The sequence below is a fragment of the Bifidobacterium sp. UBA6881 genome, from assembly GCA_002451435.1.
In the GTDB taxonomy this organism is placed as follows: domain Bacteria; phylum Actinomycetota; class Actinomycetes; order Actinomycetales; family Bifidobacteriaceae; genus Bifidobacterium.
Genome location: DKCF01000042.1, coordinates 9,565 through 19,123, shown reverse-complemented (window position 1 = coordinate 19,123; position 9,559 = coordinate 9,565). Strand labels below are relative to the sequence as shown.

The following is a 9,559-nucleotide window of genomic DNA, read 5'->3' as shown; positions in this document are numbered from 1 at the left end:
CCTCATCCCCGACGTGGACGCCATCGGCGTGCGGCATGTCGGCGAATTGATGGAGCTTATGGGCGGAACCGCGCAATACCGGCTTCCCGATGGCCCACGCGCGATGGCCGCCGACAACGACTCCGTCACCGCGTTCCCGCCACCCGGAGACATGGACGAGGTGGTCGGGCAGCATTCGGCCAAATGGGCCTTGGAGGTGGCCGCGGCCGGCGGGCACCATCTGATGATGACGGGGCCGCCCGGCACGGGCAAAACGATGCTCGCCTCGCGCATGCCCGGCATCATGGGCCCCTTGGACGAGGCCGCGCAACTGGAGGTGGCGTCGATCCGGTCGCTCTGCGGGACGCTCGCCGGACACGGCATCAGCGATGTTCCGCCATTCGAGGCGCCCCATCATACCGCTTCGACCGCGGCGCTGGTCGGCGGCGGCGCCGGATTGGCCGGGCCAGGGGCGATCACCCGCGCGCACCGTGGCGTGCTGTTCATGGACGAGGCGCCGGAGTTCTCCTCTCGGGCGCTGCAGACGCTGCGCGAACCGCTGGAATCGGGATATGTGGCGATTTCCCGATCGAAGGGAACCACGTACTATCCCGCGCGATTCCAATTGGTCATGGCGGCCAATCCCTGTCCATGCGGATATTTCTACGGCACCGGAGAACGCTGCACATGCCGCGAACGCGACCGCATCAAATATTTCAGCCGTCTTTCCGGTCCGATCCTCGACCGCATCGACATCCAGATCGAAGTGCCGCCGGTGGACAGCATCACCCGGAGCGCGGCCGGTTCCGGCGAATCCAGCGAACGCATACGGCGACGGGTCGTGGCCGCGCGATGCGCCGCGCGCGAGCGTTTCGACGAATACGGTTGGACATGCAACGCGCAGGCGACCGGCACCTGGCTGCGGGCCAACACGTCCGCGAAGGCCATCGAACTGGTCAACCGCGCGTTGGAAAGCGAACGTCTGAGCCTACGGGGCGCGGACCGCGCCATGCGGCTCGCGTGGACGTTGGCGGACCTGTCGGGCATGACGTCTCCGGGACGCTCGGAGATGATGCAGGGCATTTCGATGAGGACGAGGCTGACATGACGACCATCGACGACGAGACACTGGCACGGGCGATCCTCACGTTTTGCCTGGACAGCGCCGATGCGATGATGTACGCGCTGATCAAAGGCACCGACTCCGCCGCCAGCGCGCTGCGCCTGATCGCCGACAGCGGGCCGGGGCATCATGAGGGCGTGTCCACCGCGGCCTGCGCTTCCTTGGACGCGGCATTCATCAACGGCATCATCCGCTGGGGACGCACCGTCAACGACCGCGGCATGGCGGCGTTCCACGGCGCGCTGGTCTCATGGCAGCAACGTCTGGGCATGCTGCCCAGCAAAGATCCGGACGAGCTCCGCGACTGGTTCACCGAAAACGGCGGCATGTGGATCATCGCACCGCATCATCCATGTTGGCCCACGCAGATCGCCGATCTTTCCTTGCGCACCGATTGGGCCGCGCCCCTGTGCCTATGGGGCAAGGGCGATCCGCGCGCGCTGGTCTCATGCGCGCATCCGGTCGGCATCGTCGGCTCGCGCGGCGTGAGCGATTACGGAAGGCAAAGCGCGCATGAGCTCGCGCGGCAGGCCGCAAGGGCCGGGCATCTTGTGGTGTCGGGCGGCGCGCTGGGCACTGATGCGGCGGCGCATTGGGGCGCCATCCGGGCCATGGACGAAATCAGCACGCCATTGGCCGGACGCACCGTGGCCGTGTTCGCGGGAGGACTGAACCATATCGGGCCGAAAGGCAACGAGCGGCTGTTCGAAGCCATCGAAAACCATTCCGGGGCGCTGGTCTCGGAGCTCTGCCCGGGAACCATTCCCGAAGCGCGTCGGTTTCTGTTGCGCAATCGGCTGATCGCCGCGTTGTCGTCCACGGTCGTCGTCGCGCAGGCCCGCGCGCGCTCCGGAGCGCTCAACACCGCCGGTTGGGCGAATGAGCTCAACCGCGATCTGTACGCGGTCCCCGGAGACGTGACCATACCGAACAACACCGGATGCAACCGTCTCATCCAGGAAGGCAGGGCCACGATCGTCTGCTCGCTGACGGAAATCGGTGAATTCTGCCACGAGGCGCATCGTCCCCGAATCATCGATGACGGTGACGCGACGACTCTGCGTTCCGACGAATCGCAGGACCCGAACGCTCCCGAGGAGAGCGCGGAGCCGGAAGACTGCGATGCGGTCATGCTGCGGGCCATACGCAAATGCCGCTCCGCGTATGGGCATGTGTCCGCGGATGGATTGCACGACATTCTGGAACGGACGCATCCAGGCGAATACCCGATCACGCGCATCATGCGCGAATTGGGCGCTTTGGAGCTTTCGGGGCATATCGTCATGCATTCCGGACGAATCAGCATCGCCACCGATTGACCGTGCCGGTTTCCGCCCTGCCCATGCGGGAACCGGCGTCCATGCGAGGTCACACCTTGTGCGAGAATCGTGGGTATGAGTCCGAAGCATGTTGAAGATATGTATGATGCAGTAATCGTCGGCGCCGGCGCGGCCGGCCTGTCCGCGGCGCTGGGAATGCTACGCAGCGAGCCGATGCGGGGAATGAGGGCGAACGGCATCGAGCCGAATGTTCTGGTGATCTCCAAACTGCAGCCGTTGCGTTCGCACACCGGTTCGGCCGAAGGCGGCATCGCGGCGAGCCTGGGCAATGTCGAGAAGGACGACTGGCATTGGCATTATTTCGACACCGTCAAGGGCGGCGACTGGCTTGTCGACCAGGATGCGGCGCAGTTGCTCGCGCAGGAGGCCCCGGAGACGGTGATCGCGTTGGAACATGCCGGCGTGGCCTTCTCGCGTACCGATGACGGCCACATCGCACAACGTCGTTTCGGCGGCCATACCAAGGATTTCGGCAAGGAACCGGTGCGCCGCGCCGCGTATGCGGCCGACCGCATCGGCCATCAGATCCTGTTCTCGCTGTGGCAGCAGTGCGTGGCGGAGGGCGTGGAATTCGCCGAGGAATGGTATGTGACCGACCTGGTGGTCGCCAAGGACGGGTCCCGTGCCGAGGGCGTGGTGGCGTTCGACACGCATAAGGGCGAGGCGCACGCCATCCATGCGCGCAATGTGCTGGTCGCGACCGGCGGAGCCGGCCGTCTGTTCCACACCACCTCGAATTCCTGGGATCTGACCGGCGACGGCATGGCTTTGGCGCTTTCCGCCGGATTGCAGTTGGAGGACAGCGAATTCGTGCAGTTCCATCCGACCGGTCTGGCGCATACCGGCATCCTGTTGTCGGAAGCCGCGCGAGCCGAGGGCGGCGTGCTGCGCAACGCCGACGGCGAGGCGTTCATGGAACACTATGCTCCGGGCCATGCCGATCTGGCCGCGCGCGATGTGGTGAGCCGTTCCATCATGGCGGAGATCGACGCAGGACGCGGCGTGCCCGATCCAAAGGATCCAACCGGTCCGAAGGATTGCGTATGGCTCGATATGACCGGCATCGACGCCGACCATATGCGCAAGGTGCTTCCGCAGGTGGTGGAGACCATCGAGAAATACGCCGATCTTGACCCGACCAAGGACTATGTGCCGGTGAAGCCGACTGCGCATTACACCATGGGCGGCATCCCCATCACCACCGATGGCGAGGTCTACCGCTGGATCGACGGCGAACGCGCCGTGGTGGAGGGACTGTTCGCCGCGGGCGAATGCTCCTGCGTGTCCGTGCACGGCGCGAACCGTCTGGGCGGCAACTCCCTTCTGGACGCCTGCCTGTTCGGCACCCGTTCCGGCAAGGCGCTGGCATCCCGCATCGTCGAGAATCCGGTGAACGACCCTCTGGCCGTGGACGACGGCGCCTCGGACGCCGACGATGTGCGGCAAACCGCCGATGCCCGTACCGCCGAAATCAAGGAACTGCTCGCGCAGCTTCCCGAAGACGATGCCGCCGCAGGCGACAATCCATACCGGTTGATGGCCGATCTGGGACTTGTCATGGAACGGGCCGTCGCGGTGCGATGCGACGCCGACGGCATCGAGCGGGCGCTGGCGACGTTGCGGAATGATTTGGAACCGCGCGCCAAGGCGCTTCACGCGCATTCCGATTCGGCGACCTTCAATCAGGAGATCACCGCCATCTGGGAGGTGCGCCATCTGATCGAGCTGGGAGAGGCCGTGCTGGAGGCATCCGATGCGCGTCATGAATCGCGTGGCTCGCTCAAACGTCTGGACTTCCCGGAACGTGACGACGAGCATTTCCTCGCGCACTCCATGGCGGACGCCTCCGGCCGCATCGCATGGCAACCGGTGCATATCGTGGATATGCCGCCAAAGGCTCGTGAATACTGAGTCGGCCGCCGGGCATCTGGGCACGGCGTATGGCAAACTGGTTGACGGTTTTTAATGGAAAGGCGGGTACATGAGCGACATGGAAAACGGCATGAATACGGTGACGTTGCGGGTGAGCAGGTTCGCTCCGCGTCCCGAACGCAGCCGTGACCGCGGTCGTGGCGGTTCTCCGTTCGCGAAGAAAAGCTCCCCATTCGGCGGTTCCGGCGCATCGGCGCGGCACAGGCCCCGCGGCAAGCAGTGGACGCAGGATTACACACTCGCCGTGCGACCGGAAGACACCGTGCTCGACTGTCTGCTGAAGATCAAGCGCACCGTCGATCCGACCCTTGCGTTCCGGTACTCCTGCGGCCATGGCATGTGCGGTTCCGACGCCGTGGCGATCAATGGCACGCCGACGCTGCTGTGCACGGCAACGGTCAAGGATTGGGCCAAGCAGCCGAGAATCACGGCAACGGACGAGGAAGGATTCCGTCGTACCGGCGAATCCGCCGATACGTCCGCCGATGGCGCCCAAACCGGGAACGGCGCCGACCTGGGCGTCATCGAGCTCGCTCCCCTGCCGGGTTTCCCCGTACAACGCGATCTGATAGCCGACATCGACCAGATGCTCGACCAAATCAAGAAGCTCAAGCCGTACCTTCAGGCGAACGGCGATCTCGCCACTACCGAGGACGGTAAAATCGACGCATTCGAATATCTGCAGAATCCGCAGCAACTCGCCAAATACGAATTGCTGAGCAACTGCATCGCCTGCGGCACCTGCGAAGGAAGCTGCCCCGTATACGCGGGCGGCGAGGCGTTCATCGGTCCTGCCGCGCTGATCGCCGCATCCCGGTTCATCAACGATTCGCGCGATGCCCGGTCGGGCGAACGCATGGATGCCATCGACACCGCCGATGGCATCGCGGCATGCCAATCAGTGCGCGCCTGCACCCGCGAATGCCCCCGCGGCATCGATGTCGGCGAGGAGATCTGGCAGTTGATCGCGCAAGTCAAGGAACGCTGAGGCCATGGATAGGACGTCATACACCAATCTCGCAAAATCCTGGGAATATGTCGAGGACCATGCGTTCTCACGCCAATCAGCGCCGTTGAACGCGGTGCGCACCCATGCCGAGGAACTGGGCATCGAGCAGGGTTCCGCCGCCCAGGCGGAATTGCTGCGCACACTGGTACATATGCTGAACGCCTCCTCCGTCATCGCGGTGGGCACCGGATCCGTCGTGGAAACACTGCAGCTGATAAGCGGATTGGATGATTCCGGCCAGCTGACCGCGGTCGATTCCTCGTCGCAGGGCATCGCGTTGATCCGGGAATTGTTCTCGCATCTGACCGATGACGTGCAGACGACGTTGCGCGCCGTCAACGCATCCGCCGGAGTGTTCCTGCCCCGTCTGAATGCGGCGAACTACGATCTGATCGTCGTCGCCGGCGACGCGGAGAACTACGCCGCCACATTCGAGCAGGCTCCGCGTCTGCTCAGGCGGCATGGCGTGATCGTCTTCACCGATGTTCTTGCTTTCGATTCCGCGGCTTCCTCCGGTGGGGTGCTCAATCCGGCGAATCGTGACGAGAAATCCATCGCCATGCGCGAGCTGCTCGAAACCGTCGAATCCGACGAGCGGTTCACCACCGCGCTCACGCCGACGGGAACGGGACTGTTGCTTGCCGTCAAACGATGACGTCCGTTTCGTCGCATATGGAAAATGCCACGCATGACCTGCGTGGCATTTTCCATATGTAAGTTCCTATAGGCCATATACGACGCAATACGCGATCATCGCCCGCCATCACCACGGCGACCGGCGCATCGGCGCCTTCGTCGTCACCTCGACGGCTTGTCTTGGCGGGGCCGTGTGCCAAGGCTCTGGCTGATCGCGATGGTGCCGTCTTCCAACATCGTCTCGGTCTCCTCGGAAAGATCGTCACGCATACTCCGGTCCACATGCCGCTCGGCCTGTTTGGTCTCTTCGAACCGCTTGGATTGACGGCTGAGCAGCAGACCGGACACCATCGCGGCGACCAGCGAGCCGACCAGCACGCCAAAGCGCGCCTCCGCCGACAGTTCGGCGTTCTCATAGGCCAGCGAGGCGATCAGGAACGATACGGTGAAACCGATGCCGCAGGCGCACGCCGCAGGGAACATGTCGCGTACGCGCAGTCCTTTGGCCATGCTCAATCCGCCCACATGCGTCGACAACCATGCCGTGGCCATGATGCCCAATGGCTTGCCGACCACCAGAGCGACCATCACCGCCACGACCACGGGCGAAACGAACAACGCGAGCGTCAACGACTCGAAATGCACTCCGGTGGCGAACAGCGCGAAAATCGGCAACGCCAGCAATGCGGAGAACGGCTGAAGCTTGTCGGCGTAACGTTCGGCCCGGGGCGTTTTCTCCCCGAAGCGTTCATGTGCCGGAGTGAGCAACCCAACGAGCACGCCGGCCAAGGTTGGGTGGATGCCGGCCTCGAACATCATCACCCAGGCAAGGATGCCCACGATGGCGACGGCAAGCCAAGGCACCTTGCGCATGCGCACCAGAAAATACCATGCCGCGGCGCACACCGCGATGCCGATGAACCAGTACCACGCGTTCACCGATGAGAAGAACACGGCGATCAGGATGATGGCCAGCAGATCGTCCACCGTGGCCAGAGTCATCAGGAACGCGCGGATGGAGCCGGGCAACGCCTTGGCGAACAACGCGAGCACGGCCAATGAGAACGCGATGTCGGTCGCCGTGGGCACCGCCCAGCCATGCGACATCTGCGCGAAGGGGAACGTCGCGCCTGAGGCGATGACCAAGTTCCCCGACCCCGCAGCCTGGAACAGACCAAGCACCGCGATGAACAGCACCGGAGGCACCAGCATGCCACCCACCGCGCATAGCATGGGAACCGCGGCCGCTTTGGGATTCGACAACGAACCCGTGGTGAGTTCCTGTTTCAGTTCCAGACCCACCGTCAGGAAGAAGAGCGTAAGCAGGCCATCCTGCACCCAATGGCCGAGTCCCATGTCGATATTGGTATGGGGTATGGCGATGCGGAAATTTTCCAACTGTTCGAAGGCATGCGCGGTGAAAGGAAGATTGGCGAGCAACAGACCGGCCAAAGCGAACCCGAGCATGATCAGGCCGGATATGCGGTCGGACGCGGCTATGCGCCGAATGGTTGCCCAGGTTCCCCTCTTCGATGCGGTCATCATGCTCCTTGTTCTGCGACCATCGATGGTCGCGTTGGTGTAATCGCCCTATCCAGTGTATCGGAGGGTCTTGGCTTTGGTACGGATTCACGATGGACTTGACCGTCCGCGTAACGGCATGGAGCATCCAAAGCCCTGAAAAACAGAAAGCCTCCTCCGCATTCGCGAAGGAGGTTCATGTGCGCGAGACAGGATTCGAACCTGCGACCTGCTGATCCGTAGTCAGCTGCTCTAATCCGCTGGGCTACTCGCGCAACGCCATCACATTTCTTTACGCCACCCGATGACCGGTGGCTCGTGCGCGAGACAGGATTCGAACCTGCGACCTGCTGATCCGTAGTCAGCTGCTCTAATCCGCTGGGCTACTCGCGCAACATTGCCTTGTTTTCGGCAACTCGAATAAGATACACCCAAACGCCAAAAAAACAAAATCTCGGCGTGCCGCGCCATATACCAAGGTTATGCGAGCCGTCGCAGCGGTATCTCCTGCGTGGTGACCTTCAGTATTTTCGGCGTGCCGGTGCCGTTCACCGCGGCCTCGTCCACAACCACCTCGGAGGCTCCCGGCATGCTGGGCAACTGGTACATCGTGTCCTCCAACGTTTTTTCGATGATGGAACGCAGTCCGCGCGCACCGGTGCCGCGTCGTATCGACGTGGCCGCGATCTGGCGGATCGCGCCTTCGGTAAAGGTGAGCGTCACGCCGTCGATGGCGAACAGCTTCTGGTATTGCCTCACCAGCGAGTTCTCGGGTTCGGTCAGAATCCTCGTCAGATCGTCTTCGGTGAGTTCCTCCAAGACGCTCACCACCGGCAGACGTCCGATGAATTCCGGCAACAGACCGAAATCGGACAGGTCATCGGCGCAGACCCGATGCAGCAACTCCCTCTTCGGCACCTCATGGTCATGCCATGACGCGCCGAAACCACTTTCCCTGGTTCCAAGCCGCTGCGCGACGATGTCGTCAAGGCCGACGAACGCGCCGCCGCAGATGAACAGGATGTCGCGGGTGTCGATCTGCACCGTCTCCAAGTCGCGGTGCTTGCGGCCGCCCTCCACCGGCACGGACGCGACCGTTCCCTCCAAGATCTTCAGCAACGCCTGCTGGACGCCCTCGCCGGACACATCACGGGTGATCGACGTGTTTTCTCCGCTTTTACGGGCGATCTTGTCGATCTCATCGATGTATATGATGCCTTGCTGCGCACGCGACACATCACCATCCGCGGCCTGGATGAGGCGCTGCAGCACGGTTTCGACATCATCGCCCACATATCCGGCCTCGGTCAGCGTCGTGGCGTCGACGATGACGAACGGCACGTTCATCACCTTCGCCAGCGTCTGCGCGAGATAGGTTTTGCCCACGCCCGTGGGCCCGAGCAGCAGGATGTTCGATTTCGCCACGGTGACATCGGCGAGTGGATCGTCATGCGCGCGCTCGGACGCGCCCCTCGGCCTCTTCGCATCGGACGCCCTGAGTCCGACGTTCTCACGCATCTCCATGTTGACGCGCTTGTAATGGTTGTACACCGCGACGGCAAGCGTGCGCTTGGCGGCCTCCTGCCCGATCACGTAGTTGTCGAGATACGCGCTGATCTGCATGGGTTTCGGCAACTGCATCGTACTGGCCTGCGCATCCTTGACGCGCTCCTCGGAGATGATGTCGACGCACAGTTCGATGCATTCGTCGCAGATGGCGGCGCCGGAACCGGTGACGAGCTTGCGCACCTGGTTCTCCGTCTTGCCGCAGAACGTGCATCTCGGCACCGCGTCGTTATAGCTGATCACGCGCCCCATATGCGCTCCTTCCGTGGTTTGCCGTACCAACAACCATACCCGTATAAACGGCCATACCCCTGCCGACGTGCGGCAGAGGTATGGAACGCATACGGAGCCAAAGCGTCAGGCGCGGTGTTCGAGCACCTCGTCGACGATGCCGTATTCCTTGGCCTCCTGAGCGGTCAGGAAGGTGTCGACCTCGATGTCCTTGCGGATCTT

The 9,559-nt window shown here is 63.1% G+C and carries 7 protein-coding genes, 2 tRNA genes and 1 pseudogene; 5 read left to right on the top strand and 5 right to left on the bottom strand.

Going from position 1 to position 9,559, the window contains the following annotated elements; genetic code table 11:
• The 5 genes from B3C64_RS03540 to B3C64_RS03520 form a co-directional block, all read left to right on the top strand.
• A partial coding sequence (locus B3C64_RS03540) for a YifB family Mg chelatase-like AAA ATPase (protein ID WP_291533780.1) occupies positions 1 to 1,087 on the top strand: 1,087 nt, incomplete at its 5' end.
• Positions 1,084 to 2,421 carry a DNA-processing protein DprA gene (locus B3C64_RS03535; RefSeq protein WP_291533779.1) on the top strand — a complete coding sequence of 446 codons (1,338 nt, stop codon included), beginning with the start codon at positions 1,084 to 1,086 and terminating at the stop codon, positions 2,419 to 2,421. The genes B3C64_RS03540 and B3C64_RS03535, both read left to right, overlap by 4 nt.
• A 75-nt stretch (positions 2,422 to 2,496) precedes the next feature.
• On the top strand, positions 2,497 to 4,353 hold the full coding sequence (locus B3C64_RS03530) for an FAD-binding protein (RefSeq protein ID WP_291533777.1): 1,857 nt from the start codon (positions 2,497 to 2,499) through the stop codon (positions 4,351 to 4,353).
• Positions 4,354 to 4,423: 70 nt separating this feature from the next.
• Positions 4,424 to 5,362: a succinate dehydrogenase/fumarate reductase iron-sulfur subunit gene (locus tag B3C64_RS03525; RefSeq protein WP_291533775.1), complete on the top strand. Its 939-nt coding sequence runs from the start codon at positions 4,424 to 4,426 to the stop codon at positions 5,360 to 5,362.
• A gap of 4 nt (positions 5,363 to 5,366) precedes the next feature.
• Complete coding sequence (locus tag B3C64_RS03520) at positions 5,367 to 6,038, top strand: O-methyltransferase (RefSeq protein ID WP_291533773.1); 672 nt, start codon at positions 5,367 to 5,369, stop codon at positions 6,036 to 6,038.
• Between the two features lie 272 nt (positions 6,039 to 6,310).
• Here B3C64_RS03520 and nhaA read toward each other — a convergent pair.
• From nhaA to B3C64_RS03495, 5 genes and pseudogenes are all read right to left on the bottom strand, one after another.
• Positions 6,311 to 7,561, bottom strand: a pseudogene (nhaA, locus tag B3C64_RS03515) (Na+/H+ antiporter NhaA); the annotation flags it as partial.
• Positions 7,562 to 7,741: 180 nt separating this feature from the next.
• Positions 7,742 to 7,815 (bottom strand) — tRNA-Arg (locus B3C64_RS03510).
• Between the two features lie 44 nt (positions 7,816 to 7,859).
• Positions 7,860 to 7,933 (bottom strand) — tRNA-Arg (locus B3C64_RS03505).
• Positions 7,934 to 8,020: 87 nt separating this feature from the next.
• Complete coding sequence (gene clpX, locus B3C64_RS03500) at positions 8,021 to 9,358, bottom strand: ATP-dependent Clp protease ATP-binding subunit ClpX (RefSeq protein WP_291533770.1); 1,338 nt, start codon at positions 9,356 to 9,358, stop codon at positions 8,021 to 8,023.
• Between the two features lie 105 nt (positions 9,359 to 9,463).
• On the bottom strand, positions 9,464 to 9,559 hold a 96-nt coding region (locus B3C64_RS03495), incomplete at its 5' end, for an ATP-dependent Clp protease proteolytic subunit (RefSeq protein WP_291533802.1).